This is a genomic window from Variovorax sp. DXTD-1 (assembly GCF_003984625.1).
Classification (GTDB): domain Bacteria; phylum Pseudomonadota; class Gammaproteobacteria; order Burkholderiales; family Burkholderiaceae_C; genus Variovorax.
Map to the genome: position 1 here is coordinate 59,610 of NZ_RWKH01000011.1, position 18,663 is coordinate 78,272.

14 protein-coding genes are annotated in these 18,663 nt (G+C 65.3%); 10 read left to right on the plus strand and 4 right to left on the minus strand.

What is annotated here, in order from left to right; all coding sequences use genetic code 11:
- Nucleotides 1-5: 5 nt before the first annotated feature.
- The 3 genes from EJI00_RS12270 to EJI00_RS12280 all read right to left on the minus strand — a co-directional run bounded on the left by EJI00_RS12270 (nt 6) and on the right by EJI00_RS12280 (nt 3,574).
- The gene (locus EJI00_RS12270) at nt 6-1,100 is read right to left on the minus strand and encodes a M14 family metallopeptidase (RefSeq protein WP_126747790.1); all 1,095 of its coding nucleotides are present in this window, start codon (nt 1,098-1,100) and stop codon (nt 6-8) included.
- Entirely contained in the window at nt 1,097-2,299 is a 1,203-nt protein-coding gene (locus tag EJI00_RS12275; protein WP_126747791.1) for a M20 aminoacylase family protein, read from the minus strand. Before EJI00_RS12275 ends, EJI00_RS12270 begins: the two co-directional genes overlap by 4 nt.
- A gap of 78 nt (nt 2,300-2,377) precedes the next feature.
- Nucleotides 2,378-3,574: a glycerophosphodiester phosphodiesterase gene (locus EJI00_RS12280; RefSeq protein ID WP_126747792.1), complete on the minus strand. Its 1,197-nt coding sequence runs from the start codon at nt 3,572-3,574 to the stop codon at nt 2,378-2,380.
- A 99-nt stretch (nt 3,575-3,673) separates the two neighbouring features.
- Here EJI00_RS12280 and argE point away from each other — a divergent pair, with 99 nt between their 5' ends.
- From argE to EJI00_RS12295, 3 genes are all read left to right on the plus strand, one after another.
- A complete protein-coding gene (gene argE, locus EJI00_RS12285; RefSeq protein WP_126747793.1) occupies nt 3,674-4,840 on the plus strand; it encodes an acetylornithine deacetylase in 1,167 nt (388 codons plus the stop codon).
- On the plus strand, nt 4,833-6,095 hold the full coding sequence (locus EJI00_RS12290) for a DUF445 domain-containing protein (RefSeq protein ID WP_260590703.1): 1,263 nt from the start codon (nt 4,833-4,835) through the stop codon (nt 6,093-6,095). The genes argE and EJI00_RS12290 overlap by 8 nt, the downstream gene beginning before the upstream one ends.
- Nucleotides 6,096-6,331: 236 nt before the next feature.
- Nucleotides 6,332-7,276, plus strand: coding sequence for a DMT family transporter (locus tag EJI00_RS12295; RefSeq protein ID WP_126747896.1), 945 nt, complete (start codon nt 6,332-6,334; stop codon nt 7,274-7,276).
- Between the two features lie 178 nt (nt 7,277-7,454).
- Here EJI00_RS12295 and EJI00_RS12300 read toward each other — a convergent pair whose 3' ends face one another.
- Nucleotides 7,455-8,333, minus strand: a complete 879-nt coding sequence (locus EJI00_RS12300; RefSeq protein WP_126747794.1) for an AraC family transcriptional regulator — start codon at nt 8,331-8,333, stop codon at nt 7,455-7,457.
- 80 nt (nt 8,334-8,413) lie between these two features.
- Here EJI00_RS12300 and EJI00_RS12305 point away from each other — a divergent pair, with 80 nt between their 5' ends.
- The 7 genes from EJI00_RS12305 (at nt 8,414) to EJI00_RS12335 (ending at nt 18,651) form a co-directional block, all read left to right on the plus strand.
- A complete protein-coding gene (locus EJI00_RS12305) occupies nt 8,414-8,794 on the plus strand; it encodes a hypothetical protein (RefSeq protein WP_126747795.1) in 381 nt (126 codons plus the stop codon).
- A gap of 1,510 nt (nt 8,795-10,304) precedes the next feature.
- Complete coding sequence (locus EJI00_RS12310; RefSeq protein ID WP_126747796.1) at nt 10,305-11,969, plus strand: hypothetical protein; 1,665 nt, start codon at nt 10,305-10,307, stop codon at nt 11,967-11,969.
- A 146-nt stretch (nt 11,970-12,115) separates the two neighbouring features.
- Complete coding sequence (locus tag EJI00_RS12315; RefSeq protein ID WP_126747797.1) at nt 12,116-12,889, plus strand: MHYT domain-containing protein; 774 nt, start codon at nt 12,116-12,118, stop codon at nt 12,887-12,889.
- A gap of 71 nt (nt 12,890-12,960) precedes the next feature.
- Nucleotides 12,961-14,571 (plus strand): acyl-CoA carboxylase subunit beta, encoded by a 1,611-nt coding sequence (locus tag EJI00_RS12320; RefSeq protein WP_126747798.1) that lies wholly within the window; start codon nt 12,961-12,963, stop codon nt 14,569-14,571.
- Nucleotides 14,568-16,517 carry an acetyl/propionyl/methylcrotonyl-CoA carboxylase subunit alpha gene (locus EJI00_RS12325; RefSeq protein WP_126747799.1) on the plus strand — a complete coding sequence of 650 codons (1,950 nt, stop codon included), beginning with the start codon at nt 14,568-14,570 and terminating at the stop codon, nt 16,515-16,517. The genes EJI00_RS12320 and EJI00_RS12325 overlap by 4 nt, the downstream gene beginning before the upstream one ends.
- A gap of 40 nt (nt 16,518-16,557) precedes the next feature.
- Nucleotides 16,558-17,472 (plus strand): SDR family oxidoreductase, encoded by a 915-nt coding sequence (locus EJI00_RS12330; protein WP_126747800.1) that lies wholly within the window; start codon nt 16,558-16,560, stop codon nt 17,470-17,472.
- Nucleotides 17,473-17,490: 18 nt separating this feature from the next.
- Nucleotides 17,491-18,651, plus strand: a complete 1,161-nt coding sequence (locus tag EJI00_RS12335) for an acyl-CoA dehydrogenase family protein (RefSeq protein ID WP_126747801.1) — start codon at nt 17,491-17,493, stop codon at nt 18,649-18,651.
- Nucleotides 18,652-18,663 lie beyond the last annotated feature (12 nt).

Genomic DNA, 18,663 nt, shown 5'->3' on the forward strand with positions numbered 1-18,663 from the left:
TTGCGTCAGCCGCTCAAGCCGTCCACCGCCTGGAACATGGCCTGGCGGGCCTGGCTGACGATCTGGCCGCGCCAGGCGTCGGTGTCGGTATAGAAGGCATCGCGCATTCGCGCGCGAATGCCGTCGGCCAAGTCGGCCGGCGCTTCAGGGTGCTTGTGCAGCCAGTGGTCGGCGCGCAGCGCGCCCAGAACGTCGAGCATCGGCAGCGTGCCGTATTCGAGCGCAATGCCGGTGTATTCGGCCTGCGGGCATTCCTGGTACACCGCTTCGCTGATGAGGCCGCTCAGCAGCGCCGAGGTCGACGAGCCGTCGTAGATCGACGTCACCGGCGCCGCAGGCGCGCCCCACCAGGCGTTGGCGCGCGCGTAGGCCGCCTTGTCGTCCCGTCCCGCGAAGATGCGTTCGCCGATGCCGTTCGGCCCGAGCCCGGTGTGCAGGTCGATCCAGCCCAGCCGGCGTGTGCCGGCCGCATGGCGGCGCAGCACGTTGCGCAGCGTCTTGTTGCTCCAGGTTTGCGCCTTGCCGCCGAAGAACAGCCCGTCGTAGAACTGGTATTGACCGCCGGTGACGGCCGCCTGGAACGCAGCGACGCCATGCTTCTCGATCCATTGATCGACTGCGGCCTGGTTCTCGGGCGTGGGCGGCCACGCGTCGGGCAACAACAGCGGATGCAGCTTGGCATAGGCTTGGTTAACGGGCAGCGGCTGCGAGAAATCGACGAAATTGCGGTTCAGGTCGACGTTCTCTTGCGTGACGCGCCGCCCGTATGAAAAGCCGTGCGGGTTGAGCGCGTGCACGTACAGCACCGAAACACCCTGCGCCTTGGCTTTCTCGCGCCATTCGGCGTCGTGCAGAGCGAACACCTGCACGCCGCTGCCGCAATGACCCTCCACGCCATGGCAGGCGCTGGAGACGATCAGCAGGCGCTCCGCATTCGCATCGCCGTCGAGCGCCACGTCCATCGAAAGCTCTTCGCCGTCCTGCCCCTTGTCCGGATGCGCATGCGGCTCGACTGTGAGGCCCGCGCTCACGCAGGCCTGCAGGAATTTCTGGCGCGCCTGGGCGTAGCGCGGCGAAAACGCCTCCCCGATGCCGATCAAGATACGTTTCCTCCGGGCTTCAGGAACTGCTCGGCCAGTTGCACCCAGCAGGTGGCGCCCAGGGGAATGAGGTCGTCGTTGAAGTCGTAGCTCGCGTTGTGCAGCGTGCACGGCCCTTCGCCATGGTGCACGTCGCGGTGCGAACCGTCGCCGTTGCCGATGAAGGCATAGGCGCCCGGCTTGGCCTGCAGCATGAAGGCGAAGTCTTCCGAGGTCATGGCGGGTTCCTGCCGCAACACGTTCTCGGCGCCCACGATCTCGCCCATCACGCGGCGGGCAAAGTGGGCCTCGGCCTCGGTGTTGATGGTGGGCGGGTAGTAGCGCTCGAAGCGGAAGTCGCAGGTGGCGTCGTGCGCCGCGCAGATGTTCTCGGCAATCTTCTTCATGCGCGCTTCGATCATGTCGAGCACCTCGATGGAGAAGGTGCGCACGGTGCCCGTCAACTCGCAGTTGTCGGGAATCACGTTGTTGGCCTCGCCCGCGTGGATGGTGGTAACCGAGATCACGGCCGAATCGGTCGGCTTCATCTTGCGCGTGAGAATGGTCTGGAAGGCCTGGACGATCTCGCAGGCGATCGGCACCGGGTCGATGCCGGTCTGCGGCAGCGCGGCATGGCCGCCCTTGCCGATCACGTTCACATAGAACTTGTTGCCCGACGCCATCACCGGCCCCGGGCTCACCGCGAACTGGCCGGCCTTCATGCCGGGCCAGTTGTGCATGCCGAACACGGCGTCCATGGGGAACTGCTCGAAGAGCCCTTCCTTGATCATTTCGCGCGCGCCGCCGCCGCCCTCTTCGGCCGGCTGGAAGATCAGGTACACCGTGCCGTCGAAATTGCGGTTCTTTGCCAGGTGCTGCGCCGCGGCCAGCAGCATGGCGGTGTGGCCGTCGTGCCCGCAGGCGTGCATCTTGCCGTGGTGCTTGCTGGCATGGGCGAAGGTGTTGAGCTCGGTGACCGGCAGCGCGTCCATGTCGGCGCGCAGGCCAATGGCGCGGTTGCTGGTGCCGTTCTTGACGATGCCCACCACCCCGGTGGTGCCCAGGCCCCGGTGAATGGGAATGCCCCATTCCGTGAGCTTGCCTGCCACCACATCGGCGGTGCGGACTTCTTCGAAGCAGAGTTCGGGATGGGCGTGAAGGTCACGCCGCACGGCGGCGATACCCGCCGCCTGCGTGACGAGCGAATCGATGAGTTTCATGGGGCACAGTCTAGGCTTTGCGGAAATCCCCGCAAAGACCGTGCCGGGCAAACCCTCAGGCTGCGTTCAGGAAACCGATCAGCGGCCGAGGCTCTTCAGGTACTCGGCACGGGCGGCCACGGCGGTGTCCGTGAAATCGGTGAACACGCCGTCCACGCCGAGCTTGTAATAGATGGCGTACTCGTTCTTGCCATCCTTGTTGTAGTCGGCGGCCAGGCGGCGCGACTCGTTGCGGAAGGTGAACGGGTGCACGAACAAGCCCGCCTTGTGGGCATCGGCCACCAGCGTGGTGGGCGAAATCGACGTCGCATCGGCATCGTTGATCTTGCCGTCCTTGTTGACGTCGAGCGGCTTGCCGTCGGAACCGATGCTGCCCTTGATGCTCACGATGTAGCGCTTCCACGGGCCGATGCCGTCGGCATAGGTCTTGATTTCGGCCAGTCCGGCGGGCGTGACCATCACGTCGAAGTTGCGCTTGTCGCCCGCCTTGGTCCATTCGTAGGGGCGGTCGACCGGCACGGCGTAGGTCATGGCGCCGGTCTTCATGTCGATGCCGTCGCCGTCGATCAGCTGGATGAGCCGAGTGTTCAGGCCCTTGGCTTTCATGTACTTGAGGCTGCCCGGCTCGAACGACTGCACGTAGATGGGCGCGGTCTTGCTGTTCCAGCCTGCGGCGTTGATGGCGGCGATGACCTTGTCTTCCATCGGCAGCCCCAGGTCGCGGAAGTAGGTCGGGTTCTTGGTCTCGGGATAGATCGCGATGGTGCGGCCGGTTTCCTTCGACTTGGCCTTGGCGAAATCGATGATCTCCTGGAAGGTCGGGACCTTGAACTTGCCGTTGAATTCCTGCGGGCGCTCGGGGTCGGTCGAAATACCGCCCAGCATCTTGATTTCGGCCAGCGTGAAGTCGTTGCTGAACCAGCCGCTCTGGGTTTCCCCGTCGATCTTGATGGTCTTCTTGCGCGAGGCGAAACGCGGGTGCTTGGCCACGTCGGTGCTGATGGCCAGGTTGGGGTCGTGGCGGGCGATGAGCACGCCGTCCTTGGTGGAGACCAGGTCCATCTCGATCACGTCGGCGCCCAGTTCGATGGCGCGCGCATAGGCTTCGAGCGTCTGCTCGGGCAGGTACCCCGAGGCACCGCGGTGCGCAATGACCAGCGGCGGCTGGCCGTCGAGCGTCAGCAGCTTTCCGGACGAACCGGCGGGGCCGGTGGTACCGCAGGCGGCAAGGCAGAGCGCCGCGGTTGCAGAGAGAGCCAGCTGAAGGTTGCGCATCGTCTTTTTCTCCATCCAAAAGAGGCGCAGGGTACCCGCTTCGCATGACAGCGCCGGCAACCGCGGCGCGCAGCGCCGACTTCTTGGACAATCTGTTGCATGCTCCATACGCTTTCCCCTCAAAGCCTCGCCCTGGCCCAGGCGCTCGTGCGCATGAACACCATCAGCGCGAACAGCAACCTCGAACTGATCGACCTCGCCCAGAGCCACCTGGCCGCGCTGGGCGTCAAAAGCCGCATCACCTACAACGCCGAACGCACCAAGGCCAACCTGTTCGCCACGCTCGGCGAAGGCAAGCCGGCCGGCGTCATCGTTTCGGGCCACACCGACACGGTGCCCTGGGATGGGCAGGAATGGAGCGTAGACCCGCTCTCCGCCGTGGTGCAGAACGAGCGCCTCTACGGCCGCGGCTCGGCGGACATGAAGAGCTTCATTGCCATCGCCCTTGCCAACGCCAAGCGCTTCCTGGAAAGCGACTCGCCTTACGCGGTGCACTTCGCCTTCAGCTATGAAGAAGAAATAGGCTGTTTCGGCGTGAAGGAACTCATTGCCGACATGCGCGACGCCAACATCAAGCCGCTCGCCTGCATCGTGGGCGAACCCACCAGCATGGTGCCGGCCATCGCGCACAAGGGCGTGTACCGCTACAAGTGCTGCGTGCGCGGCAAGGAGGCGCATTCGTCGCTCACGCCGCACTCGGTCAACGCCATCGAGATGGCGGCCCGCGTGGTGGGCAAGGTGCGCGACATGGCCGAGGGCTTCGAGCGCAGCGAGCCGCGCTACGAAGGCTTCGACGTGCCCTTCAGCACCGCGAGCGTGGGGCAGTTCCACGGCGGCATTGCCGACAACGTGGTGCCGCGCGACGCCGAGTTCCGCTACGAGTTCCGAGACCTTCCCACGGCCGATGCGAAGCGCATGCAGGCCGACGTGCTGGCCTATGCCGCGAGCATCGAGCCCGCGATGAAGAAGGTGGCGCCGGATGCGGGCTTCAGGTTCGAAACGATCTGCGAGATCCCGAGCTTTCTTGGTGCGGCCGACGACCCCATCACGCTGCTTGCCCAGCGCCTGGCGGGCGAAGAGCGCACCACGCTGGTGGCCTTCGGCACCGAAGCGGGCCTTTTCAAGAACGCCGGCATCCCCACCGTGGTGTGCGGCCCGGGCAGCATCAACCAGGCGCACCAGCCCGACGAGTTCGTGAGCCTGGAGCAGCTGGCGCGCTGCGAACTGTTCATGGAACGCCTTGCGGCCACGCCCACCATTGGCTGAAGACCACCACGGCAGCGGCGCGCTGCAACGCATGAAGCGCGTCGCGCTGGGCCTGCTGTGCGCCGCGGCGCTGCTGTATGCGCTGGCCAGCGCGCTGCACGGCGAGCACGCGGCCTGGGGCTACGTGGCCGCCTTTGCAGAGGCCGCGATGGTTGGCGCCATTGCCGACTGGTTCGCGGTGGTGGCACTGTTCCGCCATCCGCTGGGTTTGCCGATTCCGCACACGGCCATCATCCCGAGCAACAAGGACCGCATCGGCGCCAAGCTGGCCGGCTTCATCTGCAACAACTTTCTCGGCACCGAGCAGGTGCTGGCCAAGCTGCGGGCATTCGACGCGGCCGGCCGCATTGCCGACTGGCTGGCGCGCCCCGCCAGCGGCGAGAAGCTGGGCGAATGGGGCGTGGCGGCCACGCGCTACGGCCTCTCGGCATTCGACGACGAGCGGGTTCGCGCCTTCATGGGCCGCGCCGCCGCGGCCGGTCTCGAGAAGATCGACCTCTCGCGCCTGACCGGCCAGGCGCTGGACGCACTCACCGCGGGCGGGCGCCACCAGGCCCTGCTCGACGATGTGCTGCAGCAGGTGGCCGGCCTGCTCGAAGGCGAAGAGATTCAGGCGCACATCACCGAAGCCATTGCGCGAGAGATAAGAACGCTGCGCTACGTGGGGCTCGACCAGGTCGCGGCCAAGCTCGCCACGCGCAAGATCGTGGCGGCCGTGGCGCGCACCATTGCCGAGCTGGCGGCCGAACCGGGCCACCCGATGCGCAAGCGCTTCGACCACTTTGTCGACGACTTCGTGGTGCGGCTCAAGCTCGACCCCGAGTTCCAGCAGCGCGGTGAACAGATCCGCGCCGAGCTGATGGCCCACCCCGCGCTGGGCGACTACCTGCATGGGTTGTGGGGCGAGCTGCTCGCGTGGCTGCACGACGACCTGGGCCGGGGCGATTCGACGATCCGCCGCCGCATCGCGTCGATGGCCGGCGCGCTGGGCGCGCGCCTGCAGGCCGACGAAGCGATCCGCCGCTGGATCAACGAGCAGATAGAAGCCGCAGCGCCGCTGGCCATCGAACGCTACCGCGAAGACATCCGGCGCTACATCGAAGAGCGGGTCGCCGAATGGAATGCGGACGAAATGACCGTGGAGCTCGAACGCAACATCGGCCGCGACCTGCAGTTCATTCGCATCAACGGCACGCTGGTGGGCGGGCTGGTGGGGCTGTTGATCCACACGGCGACGCAGCTGCTGCGCGGGTAATCGACGGCAGGCAAAAGTCCGCATGAGTCAGTTCTCACTGTCTCTTGAATTTTTACCCTGCCTCGCGGGCCATGTGTTGTTGACCGCCCATGCGCCGCAGCATTGCCCCGGGAGACAATCGAGGGCTTGTACGCAAGCGCTCCATCTTTCGCAGACGCGTTTCGACACGCGGTCTGGCGTCCGCCGACTACTACGGCTACGCACCGCTCGCACTCCGTGATCCCTTTTGCCTGTTCATGCACCCTGCCAACCCCGCCCATCCCTTTTTGACGAACCGCAGAGTCGTTTTTTTCCTCGCCCTTCTGTGCTGCGTGCTCTGGGGCAGTTCGTATCCGGCCATCAAGGGCGGATATGCGTTGTTCGGCATTGCCCCTGCCGACGTGCCCTCCAAGCTCGTCTTCGCAGGCTGGCGCTTCCTGGTCGCAGGCCTGCTCCTGCTCGTCTACGCCGTGGCCAGTGGCCAGGCGGTGCGAGGCTTCACGCGGCGGGAGTGGACGCAGATCTCGCTACTGGGCCTGACGCAGACGACGCTTCAATACGTGTTCTTCTACGTCGGCCTGGCGTACACCAGCGGGGTGAAGAGTTCGATCATGAACGCCACCGGCACCTTCTTCAGCGTGCTGCTGGCGCACTTCATCTTCCACAACGATCGACTGAGCTTCAACAAGGTGGTGGGGTGCATCGCGGGTTTCGCGGGCGTGATGGTGGTTAACCTCGGGTCAGGCTTGGGCGGCATCCCGTCCTTCGAATTCACGTTGCTCGGCGAAGGCTTCGTGGTCATTGCGGCTTTGGTTCTGGCCGCTGCGAGCATCTACGGCAAGCGCATCTCCCAGGGCATCGATCCGATCGTGATGACGGGATTGCAGCTTTCAATTGGCGGTGCCGCACTGCTGGTGGGCGGATACGCGAGCGGTGGCCATCTTTCGGGCTTCACTCCCGCCTCGACGGCGCTGCTGGTGTACATGGCTGTACTGTCCTCACTGGCGATCTCCATCTGGAGCCTGCTGCTCAAATACAACCGCGTGAGCATGATTACGGCCTTCAACTTTATGGTGCCGGTCTTCGGTGTGGCCTTGTCGAGCCTCTTCCTGCATGAGAGCCTCTTGGACTGGCGCTACGCGGCGGCCACGGTGCTAGTCTGCGGTGGCATCTGGCTCGTGACAAAGGAGCCGGCTGCCTGAGGTCTTCTGCCCCGCCCGGCGCAGCCTCACCTTCCAAGGGTGGTCGCGGCCCGCGGCGAAAGTGCCATCCGATGCGGCTGTGCCCTTTCTCCGCTTGTTCCCTAGCAGCGCCGCTGTGCGCTGACCTGTCGCGAGACTACAAGTCGGCCAGCAGCGGACACTCGCCGCCTTTCTCAATTCAGGCCTCCACGGGAACGTGGAAATCGATAAATGCTCCTGGCTGCTGCGGATCGAAACGGCCGTCATAGAGCTCAAAGTCGGGACCGTCGGCGACCTTCAAGTCCGAGGTCGGGATCAACTCGCCCCATATGGATGCCAGAGCCTCCTTGACCTGCGGTTGCAGCGCCGTGCCATTGAGGGTGATTCGGAACACGACGTAGGTTGCGGCCGGGATCTCCATCGTCGAGAAATTGGACGGCGGCACGCAGGTGGATTCGACACCGACACCTGCCATGTACTGAAAACAGCCCTCGGCCTTGTCAGCAATGGAGACAACACCATAGGTCGCCCAGCTCTGGACCTGGCCTGCGAATGGCAGCGCACCGATCAACGCGGACCACAACTGCGGGATCTCCGACTTGGTAGCCTCGTCGAAGCGGCGCGAAGGGCCGGCGACGCGGAAAGCGGGCATCGCTACGAGCTCGGGCAAACGAGAGACGGATGTATTCTGTGCAGGAGTGAGGTTCATAGGATATTGGCCTTCAATGGGTTCGACCGCGAATCCGCTGCGGAACCGGCCCGGGGAGACGCCGAACAGGCGCTTGAACGCGCGCGTGAACGCCTCCTGGGATTCAAATCCGCAGTCGAACGCAAGATCGACGAGCTTCAGGTCTGGCTCATCGCAGAGCCGTCGGGCCCCGCGCACGAGTCTGCGGCCGCGCACATAGGCCATGACGCTGCGGCCCATGCGTGCGGTGAACAGCCGTGAGAAGTGATACGGCGACAGGCCAACCTGCGCCGCGACCAATTCCAGAGTCAACGACTGGTCGAGCTGCTGCTCAATCCAGACAGCGACGCTCGAGAGCGGGTCGAGGACTGGTGGTGCCGTGCTGTTCATGGCTGGATCATGTCAAAGGGATGGCTTCGCGTCTTGACCGAATTTGCTGTGCAGACACACCTCGCCTCCATAGCCAAGAGTTGCCGCTCGCAAGCGACCGGCTGCAGTCGGCCGATTCTGTTGAAAAACTCGGTCGCAGCGTTCACCGCTGCACCGTGGCGAAAATCGACCTCTCAGATCGACCCAGGATCGACGATCGCGGCCCAGGGAATGGTTTGACCACCCCTGCAAATGTGCCCAAGAGAGCGCAATTCGAGTTTTTCAACAGAATCGGCCAGAAGCAGACATTCGCCTATACGTCTCAAATGCTTGGCGCGCTCGTCTCCCCATGGTCTTGTCTCGGCGCCGCTGTCGGCTTGGCACTCGCGGTGGTGGTCCATTGGGCCGCGCCAGTTGACGTCGACACAGTTCAGGCCGGGACATGGTTGGTGGGCATCGGTTGGATTGCTGGCCTTGCATAGGACCTCATAGATCGTGGAAGCTCCAAGTAGCCGTCCGGCCCTCGACAACCGCTGTAGCCTCAGCAGGAAAGGCAGAATGCGGCCAAGACCGGAAGTTCGTTGCGGTCTTCCAGTTTTACTGACGAAGCGTGCTGACGCTGCTCAGACGATGACTAGAGTCGATCGATAACATCCGCGCGCACGTGCCACATTGCATCAGCCTGGAGGCCAATTTTGGTGAAATCATCGTTGCGCTTCGCAATGGCGCTTGTTCTATGCGTCGCCGGCTGCGACGTTGAATTTGGCTCCTTTACGAAAGATAGAGCTGCGGCGGAGGCCGCCGTCGCGAAGTTTCGCGCTCTATACGCCAGAGGCGACTATGAGGGCATTTACGCTCTTGGTGCGCCCGAGTTACAGCAGGCAATGACCCTTGCACAATTCGTCTCGGCCGCGCAGACGGCCACGGAAAATTTGGGCCCTCTGAAAAGCACACGACAGGCTGCGGCATCGTGCTTCCCCAATCAGGTACGTTTTGCCTATTCGAGCGAGTTTGAGAAGGGCCCCGCCACCGAATGGATGGCCTGGGCCGTTCACCGTGGGAAGGCGAACCTGGTCCTCTACAAAGTGACTCCAGGGCGCGAGACCATTTCTGCGGAAAGAGCGACTGCGTGCCCCGCGTAGTACGCCGTCAAGGTCAAAAATCGGCCGATTCTGTTGAAAAACTCGAATTGCGCTCTCTTGGGCACATTTGCAGGGGTGGTCAAACCATTCCCTGGGCCGCGATCGTCGATCCTGGGTCGATCTGAGAGGTCGATTTTCGCCACGGTGCAGCGGTGAACGCTGCGACCGAGTTTTTCAACAGAATCGGCCAGGACCGGTCATTCGCTCCGCCCCTCCAACTAATTCGTACCCCGTATATGTGGCCATTCAAGAAAGTCGTGGCGGTCTCGCCGATAGCGGTCGCCCCCTCTCCAGAGCGCTCTACGTAGACCGTCCCGTTTTGCCCGACAAGGTCTTCAACGGCCCTCTCCACTTGGTGCTCAAGTCGCTCGCGTGCGAGATGCCTAGATTTGCGATTCGACACTGATCCTGCTCCCGCTGCGGTTTGACACCTGAACGTCTGCCGACCGAATTTTGACAGGCCGTGCAATCGACGGGTCTTGGCCGAATGCACCCTTCTTCGCCTCAAACACCACATCGCCACATCGCCACATCGCCACATCGCCACATCGCCACATCGCCACATCGCCACATCGCCACATCGCCACATCGCCACAGCTTACCTAAGACGCTAGCGCCGAGGCCGCGAATCTCGCCGCTGACTTCCGAAGCTATTGAGACAACACCACGAATAATTCCATCTCCAGCGAAACAGCGATTCCCCTCTGGATGATCGTTGAAGCGCAGGTGGTTGACTCCGCATGGACACGGGAGCCAACCGCGCTGCGACTCGACACATGTCACGCGAGTGACTGCGCCGCATCCCCTTTCTCCTTCTAGACTGCACGCGCAACCACAAGAAGGAGAAGGCATGCCCCGTCGCCTGTTGCGCGCTACCGCCGCGCTGACCGCCACGCTCGCCCTGGTGGGCGCCTGCAGCACCGTTGTCGCACCGCCGCCCACCACGCGGCCCGCGTCATGGGCCGCACCCGAGGCGCTGGTGCCTCCGTCCTCCTTCTCGGGGGTGCACGGCCTGGCCATCGACCAGAAAGGCCGGCTGCTCGCCGGCTCCGTGCTCGGCAACACGCTCTGGGAGGTAGACCGCGCCACCGGCGCGGCCAAGGTGCTGATCGAGGCACCCGAGGGCCAGGCCGACGACATCGCGGTCGGCCCCAAGGGCGAGCTGGCCTGGACCAACTACCTCATGGGCATGCTGCGCTACCGCGAGAACGACGGCGCGCCGACGCGCGTGCTCGCCAAGGACCTGCCCGGCCTCAACTCGCTCGACTTCGACCGCCGCAACAACAAGCTTTATGCCTCGCAGGTGTTTCTGGGCGATGCACTCTGGGAGATCGACCGCGAAGGCCAGAAGCCACCGCGGCTCATCAAGAAGGACATGGGCGGCTTCAACGGCTTCGAGGTCGGCTCCGACGGCATGCTGTACGGACCGCTCTGGTTCAAGGGCCAAGTCGTGAAGATCGACCCCGCCAACGGCCAGATGACTGTGATTGCCGACGGCTTCAAGATTCCCGCGGCCGCCAATCTGGACGGCAAGGGCAACCTCTGGGTGGTCGATGCGCGCAGCGGCGAACTGGTGCGCGTGGACCTGGCCACCGGCCGCAAGACCGTCGCGAAGCAGCTGCGCCCTTCGCTCGACAACCTGGCCATTGCGCACGACACGCCCGACGGCACCATCTACATCTCGAACATGGCCAACAACGAGGTGCAGGCCTTCAACCCCGCCACCGGTGCGCTGCGCACGCTCACCAGCGGCAAGCTCGCGGCGCCCGCGGGCCTGAAGATCGAGGGCCACACGCTCTGGGTGGCCGATGTGTTCGGCTTTCGCCAGGTGGATGTGCGCACCGGCGAAGTGCGCGACGTTTTCCGGATGCAGCGCGATCCGGAGCTCGACTATCCGTTTGCCGTCGGCCTGTCGGGCAATCTGTTTGCGCTGACCTCGTGGTTCACAGGCACGGTGCAGCTGGTCGACCGCCAGACGCTGCGGACCGTCGAGACCATTCACGGGCTGAAGGCGCCCTTCGACGCCATGCCCATGGACGACGGCAGCGTGATCTATGCCGAGATTGCCACCGGCAGCATCACGCGCGCCCGCGGCGCCAAGTTTGCAGACAAGCAAGTGCTCGCTAGCGGGTTGAGCGGCCCGGTGCAAATGATCATCGGCCAGGACGGCGCACTTTATGTGACCGAGGCCGCGGGCAAGCTGACCCGCATTCCGCTCGACGCGAGCGCACCGCTCCGTGCCATTGCGGAGGGACTGGCGCTGCCCGAAGGCCTGGCGCAAACGCCGTGGGGCAGCTTCATCGTGGCCGAGAGCGCGGCGCGCCGGCTGGTGGAAATCGATCCGGCGAACGGCTCGCGCCGCACCGTGGCGGAAAACCTGCCGATCGGCTTGGCCGCGGGCCCCGGATTACCGCCGCCCTACGTGGTGACAGGCGTGGCAGTGGGCGGCGACGGGACCATTTACATGGCCGCCGACCGGAACAATGCGATCTACCGGATTCGGCCTCAACGATGAGGTGTGAGAAGGTAAACAAAACCGCACCAAATTCTGTTTACTTTTAAAAACAACTATTACAGACTGGTCGGCGAACGACTCGTTACAACCCTTTCCACACCCAACCCTACGGCGGTGAGTCGTTCTTTTTTCCAGGAGAACAAAGCATGACTCCCCTCGTTGTTGGCCAGTTGCTGTCGCCCGAGTATTCGCTCGGCCTGGTGGCGCTCTCGTTCCTCATTTCGTTCGCGGGTTCTTTGGTGGCGCTGATCTGCGCAGGGCGCATGGTCGGGGCGGACGGGAAACCGAACCTGGCGGTGGTGGCTTGCGCCGCCGTGGCGCTGGGCGGCATCGGCATCTGGTCGATGCACTTCATCGGCATGCTGGCCTACCGGCTGCCGGTGGGCATTTCATACAACGTGCCGCTGACCGTCGTGTCCCTGGTGGCGGCCATCCTCATCTCCGGCATTGCGCTGTACCTGGCGGGCGGGCGAAGCAAATTCAGCAAGCCGGGCTGGCTGGCCGGCAGCCTGCTGGCGGGCCTGGGCGTGTGCGTGATGCACTACATGGGCATGTTTGCCATGAACATGCGCGCCTCGATGGATTTCGATCTCAACATCGTCGGCCTGTCCGTGGCCATTGCCATCACTGCCGCCGGCGCAGCTCTGTGGCTGGCCTTCAACCTGCGACGGCTGAGCCACAAGGTGGCCGCGGCCGCGGTGATGGGCGTGGCGGTGTGCACCATGCATTACGTGGGCATGAGCGCCGCCAACATGATCTGCACTGCCGCCGCTCCGACCGATGCGCTGGCCATCGGCGGCAACTACATGGGGCTTTCGGTGTTCGGCACCGCGGGCGCAGTGCTGATCTTCATCTACTGGGTGATCACGGGCACCAGCATGGACGCCCCCGCTGCGGCGCGCCGGGTCCGCACCAGCTAATTGGCGCAAGCCGGGCGCGCATCGGCGCCCTAGAGTTGGTGCAGAGCGAAAGCGATCTGCACTGACTCCTCATGCCCGCCATCGAATCCCGGCTGCACGCGGCCAGCGAATCCTTCCAGGCCCATCGCGCCAGCATGCTCGCGCTACTTGGCGAGATGCGGTCGCACGAGGCCCGCTCGGCGGCGGCCTCGAATGCCTCGGCCGAGCGATTCGCCAGGCGCGGGCAACTGCTGCCGCGCGAGCGCCTGGCGCTGCTGCTCGACACCGGCGCGCCTTTTCTGCCGCTGGCCTCGCTGGCCGGCCTGGGCCATGACGACGAAGATCTCGGCAGGAGCGTGCCCGGCGGCGGCGTGATCGCGGGCATTGGCCGGGTGGCCGGCGTGCGCTGCATGGTGAGCGCGTCCGACTCCGGCATCGACGCCGGCGCGCTGCAGCCGATGGGCCTGGACAAGCAGTTGCGCATGCAGGAGATCGCGCTCGAAAACAAGCTGCCCTACGTTCAGCTGGTGGAAAGCGCGGGCGCCAATCTCATGCAATACCGCGTGCAGGACTTCGTGCGCGGCGGCGGCATCTTCCGCAACCTGGCGCGGCTCTCGGCCGCGGGGCTTCCGGTGGTGACGGTGACGCACGGGTCCTCGACCGCGGGCGGCGCCTACCAGACGGGCCTTTCAGACTACATCGTGATGGTGCGGGACCGCACCCGCGCGTTCCTGGCCGGCCCGCCGCTGCTCAAGGCCGCCACCGGCGAAATTGCCACAGAAGAAGAACTGGGCGGCGCCGTGATGCACACGCACATTTCGGGGCTGGGCGACTACCTCGCGGAAGACGACCGCGATGCGATCCGGATCGCGCGATCCATTCTGGGCGGCATCGACTGGGCCCGAGGCGAAGCCCCGCGCAAGTTTGCGCCGCCGCTGTACGAGGCCGAAGAACTGCTTGGCATCATGCCGGGCGACGGGCGGCGGCCGGTCGATATGCGCGAGGTAATTGCGCGCATTGCCGACGGCTCGGAGTTTCTCGAATTCAGCGAGCACTACGGCAGCGCCACCGTGTGCGGCCACATGCGGCTCGAAGGCCACGCCGTGGGCATCGTCACCAACAACGGCCCGATCGATTCGGACGGAGCCACCAAGGCCACGCATTTCATCCAGGCCTGCTGCCAGTCGCGCACGCCCATCGTCTACCTGCAGAACATCACGGGCTACATGGTCGGCCGCGCGCACGAGGAGGCCGGCATCATCAAGCACGGCGCCAAGATGATCCAGGCGGTGACCAGCGCCACCGTGCCGCAGATCACGCTGCATTGCGGCGCCTCTTACGGCGCGGGCAACTACGGCATGTGCGGCCGCGGCTTTGCGCCGCGCTTCTGCTTTTCGTGGCCCAACGCGCGCACCGCCGTGATGGGCGGCGAGCAGGCGGCAAGAACCATGGCCATCGTGATGGAAGCGGGCATGGCGCGCAAAGGCGCTGTCGACCGCGCGAAGATCGACGCGATGCAGCAGCAGATCGTCGAGCGCTTCGATCGGCAGATGAGCGTGTTCACCACCAGCGCGCTGCTGCTGGACGACGGCGTGATCGACCCGCGCGATACGCGTGCGGTGCTGGCGGAAGTGCTTTCGGTGTGCCGCGATGCCGATGCGCGCGTGCCGCAGGCGATGCAGTTCTCGGTGGCACGGCCATGAGCTTCAGCAAGATTCTTGTCGCCAATCGCGGTGAGATCGCAACTCGGGTCATGCGCACCGCGCGCGCCATGGGTTGCCGCACGGTGGCGGTGTATTCGACCGCCGATGCCGACGCGGAACATGTGCGCCAGGCCGATCAGTCGGTCTGGATCGGCGGATCGCTGCCCGCGCAAAGCTACCTGAACATTTCCGCCATCGTCGATGCTGCGCTTGCAAGCGGCGCGCAGGCCGTGCATCCGGGCTACGGCTTTTTGGCGGAGAACGCCGCGCTCGCGCAGGCCTGCCGCGATGCGGGCCTCGTCTTCATCGGCCCCTCGCCCGAAGCCATTCGCGCAATGGGCGACAAGGCCGGCGCGAAGCGGCTGATGCAGGCGGCCGGCGTGCCGTGCATTCCCGGCTACCAGGGTGAAGACCAGAGCCAGTCCACACTCGCCGCCGAAGCCGCGCGCATCGGCTGGCCCGTGATGATCAAGGCAACAGCCGGAGGTGGCGGACGCGGCATGCGCCTGGTGCCCTCGGCCGCGGCCTTTGCCGAACTGCTGCAGAGCGCGCAGTCGGAAGCGCTCAATGCCTTCGGCGACGCGGCCGTGATCCTGGAGCGCGCCATCGTGGCACCGCGCCACATCGAGATCCAGGTGTTCGCCGACCGGCACGGCAACGCCATTCACCTGGGCGAGCGCGACTGCTCGGTGCAGCGGCGGCACCAGAAGGTGATCGAGGAATCGCCCTCGCCGGCCGTTTCCGCAGCCTTGCGCGAACGCATGGGCGCAACGGCCGTCGCCGCCGCAAAAGCCATCGGCTACGAAGGTGCGGGCACGCTGGAGTTTCTGCTCGATGCCGAGGGGCGCTACTGGTTCATGGAAATGAACACGCGGTTGCAGGTGGAGCACCCGGTGACCGAGGCTGTGACAGGGCTCGACCTGGTCGAGCTGCAGTTGCGCATCGCGGCCGGCGAGCCGCTGCCCTTGACGCAGCAGGATGTGCGCATGAGCGGCCACGCGATCGAAGTGCGCCTGTGCGCCGAAGATCCGCGGCAGGGCTTTCTGCCGCAAAGCGGCACGCTCGCCGTTTGGCGGCCTTCGCCAACTTTGCGCACCGAACACGCGCTGCGCGACGGCGCTCAGGTACCGCCGTTCTACGACTCGATGACTGCCAAGCTGGTGGCCCACGGCCGCACGCGCGATGAAGCCCGGCAACGGCTGCTCGCCGGCTTGCAAGACACGGTGGCGCTGGGCGTTGCCACGAACCAGCAACTGCTGCAGCGCGCGCTCGCACACCCGGCGTTCGTGAGCGGCGCGGCGACCACCGCCTTCATCGCCGAACAGCTCGACGTCTTGCTCGCGCCCGACGCCGCGGCCGAAGCGCGCGCCACGTTGCTCGCTGCGCTGTTGCTCCAGCTGGGAGAGCACGGCTGGCCCTCGCCGCTTGCGCACAGGCTGCCGAATGCATTGCGCTTCGCGCTCGATGGAACGGCCTGCCAGGCGCGCGTGCAGCCTCTTGGCGCTGGCCGTTTCGACATTTCCATTGGCGAACATCCTCCGGTGCGCATCGACCTGCTTGCGCTGCCCGGCGAAGGACATGTGCGCTTTTGTTGCAACGGGTTGGCCGAACAAGCGGTGGTGGCGCGCGGATCGGCGGGCAGCCTCTTCTTTCACTTTCGCGGCCGGCCTTTTCAGCTGCATGACCTGACGCATGCCGCGGTCGCGCGAGAGGGTGTTGCTGCCGCCGACGGGCTGCTGCGCGCCTCGATGAACGGCCGCGTCATTGCGCTGCTGGCGGCGGAGGGCGACACGGTGGCCGCCGGCCAGCCGCTCGTCACGCTTGAGGCCATGAAGATGGAACATGTGCACTGCGCGCCGCGTGCCGGCCGGCTGGCCGCGCTGCATGTGGCCGTGGGCACGCAAGTGGCCGCACGCCATGTGGTGGCGGAAATCGCCGATGCCTGACGAGGCCGCGCCTGCGCAGATATTTGTTGAAAGCCGCCCGATGAACGCTCCTTCCCGGTACCGCTCCGTTTTCTCGCCCGGCCTCTTTGCCGGCCAGGTGATCGTCGTCACCGGCGGTGGCTCGGGCATCGGTCGCTGCACGGCACACGAACTCGCATCGCTCGGCGCGCAGGTGGTGCTGGTCGGCCGCAACCTTGAAAAGCTCGAAGCGGTGCAGGCCGAAATCACCGGCGACGGCGGCAAGGCGAGCATGCAAGCCTTCGACATCCGGCAAGAAGAAGCCGTGCGCAGCGCGATAGCCGCCATCGTTGCCGTACACGGCCGCATCGACGGGCTCGTCAACAACGCCGGCGGCCAGTACATCACGCCGCTCGCGGCCATCTCGGCCAAGGGGTGGGAGGCGGTGATCCATACCAATCTCACGGGCGGCTTTCTCGTGGCGCGCGAATGCTTTCTGCAGAGCATGCAGGCGCACGGCGGCGCCATCGTCAATATCGTGGCCGACATGTGGGGCTCGATGCCCAACATGGGCCACAGCGGCGCAGCGCGCGCCGGCATGGTGAGCTTCACCGAGACCGCAGCGCTCGAATGGGCCGCGAGCGGCGTGCGCGTGAATGCCGTGGCGCCGGGCTACATCGCATCGAGCGGCATGGACCACTACCCGCCCGAAGCAGGCGACATGCTGCGCGCGATGCGCAGCACGGTGCCAGCGGGCCGCTTCGGCAACGAGGCCGAGACCTCCGCCGCCATTGCCTTTTTGTTAAGCCCCGCCGCCAGCTTCATCAGCGGCAGCGTGCTGCGAGTGGATGGCGCACGGCCGCAGGTGCGCATGGGCTGGCCGATGGCACTGCCGGACAAAGAGACGCAGCAGCGTGTGGCGGTGCGGCCTTTCGACGGCTTTCACCGGGCGCAGACGCCGCGTGTCTTCAAGAACGCCGACGAACCGAACGACTGACTGACTGGAGACAACCGCATGCAGTACACCCATGAGCACCTCGAGATTCAGAAGACGCTGCGCCGCTTCATCGACGAAGAGATCAATCCGCATGTCGACGAATGGGAAGAAGCCGAGATCTTTCCCGCGCACGAGGTCTTCAAGAAGCTCGGCAGCCTGGGCATGCTGGGCCTCAACAAGCCCGAAGCCTTCGGCGGCGCCGGGCTCGACTATTCGTATGCGATGGCCATGGCGGAGGCGCTGGGCCATGTGAGCTGCGGCGGCGTGCCGATGGCGATTGGCGTGCAGACGGACATGTGCACGCCCGCGCTCGCGCGCTTCGGCAGCGACGAACTGCGGCGCGAGTTCCTGGAACCTGCCATCGCGGGCGACATGGTCGGCTGCATCGGCGTGAGCGAGCCCGGCGCGGGCAGCGACGTGGCGGGCCTGAAGAGCCATGCGCGCAAGGACGGCGGCGACTACCTCATCAGCGGCCAGAAGATGTGGATCACCAACAGCCTGCAGGCCGACTGGATGTGCATGCTGGTCAATACCGGCGATGGACCCGTGCATCGCAACAAGTCGCTCGTGATGGTGCCGATGGACAGCCCCGGCATCGAGAAGGCGAAGAAGATCCGCAAGATCGGCATGCACTCGAGCGACACGGGGCTCATCTACTTCGACAACGTGCGCGTGCCGCAGCGCTATCGCATCGGCGAGGAAGGCCAGGGCTTCGTCTACCAGATGCAGCAGTTCCAGGAAGAGCGGTTGTGGGCCGCTGCAAGCTCACTCGAACCGATGGAAGACTGCATCGCGCAGACCATCGGATGGGCGCAGGAGCGCAGGATGTTCGGCGCCACGCTGGCCGAGCAGCAGTGGGTGCAGTTCAAGCTCGCCGAGCTCAAGACCGAAGTGGAAGCGCTGCGCGCCCTCACCTACCGCGCCTGCGACCTGCATGTGCAGGGCGAGGACGTGCTCGAACTGGCCTCGATGGCCAAGCTCAAGACCGGCCGGCTCACGCGGCAGGTGGCCGACACCTGCCTGCAGTTCTGGGGCGGCATGGGCTTTACGCTCGAGAACCGCGTCTCTCGCCTGTACCGTGACGGCCGTCTCGGCTCCATCGGTGGGGGCGCGGACGAGGTGATGCTCGGCATCCTCGCCAAGACGATGGGCATTGCCAAGCGGCCACCACGCGGCTGACGGCGGCTGAAG

Bases quoted from the DNA above. Each gene is read 5' to 3' on its own strand.
- argE (WP_126747793.1), top strand. From the start codon at position 3,674: ATGCTCCATACGCTTTCCCCTCAAAGCCTCGCCCTGGCCCAGGCGCTC.
- EJI00_RS12335 (WP_126747801.1), top strand. From the start codon at position 17,491: ATGCAGTACACCCATGAGCACCTCGAGATTCAGAAGACGCTGCGCCGC.
- EJI00_RS12295 (WP_126747896.1), top strand. From the start codon at position 6,332: ATGCACCCTGCCAACCCCGCCCATCCCTTTTTGACGAACCGCAGAGTC.
- EJI00_RS12320 (WP_126747798.1), top strand. From the start codon at position 12,961: ATGCCCGCCATCGAATCCCGGCTGCACGCGGCCAGCGAATCCTTCCAG.
- EJI00_RS12280 (WP_126747792.1), bottom strand. From the start codon at position 3,574: ATGCGCAACCTTCAGCTGGCTCTCTCTGCAACCGCGGCGCTCTGCCTT.
- EJI00_RS12315 (WP_126747797.1), top strand. From the start codon at position 12,116: ATGACTCCCCTCGTTGTTGGCCAGTTGCTGTCGCCCGAGTATTCGCTC.
- EJI00_RS12330 (WP_126747800.1), top strand. From the start codon at position 16,558: ATGAACGCTCCTTCCCGGTACCGCTCCGTTTTCTCGCCCGGCCTCTTT.
- EJI00_RS12275 (WP_126747791.1), bottom strand. From the start codon at position 2,299: ATGAAACTCATCGATTCGCTCGTCACGCAGGCGGCGGGTATCGCCGCC.
- EJI00_RS12325 (WP_126747799.1), top strand. From the start codon at position 14,568: ATGAGCTTCAGCAAGATTCTTGTCGCCAATCGCGGTGAGATCGCAACT.
- EJI00_RS12300 (WP_126747794.1), bottom strand. From the start codon at position 8,333: ATGAACAGCACGGCACCACCAGTCCTCGACCCGCTCTCGAGCGTCGCT.
- EJI00_RS12310 (WP_126747796.1), top strand. From the start codon at position 10,305: ATGCCCCGTCGCCTGTTGCGCGCTACCGCCGCGCTGACCGCCACGCTC.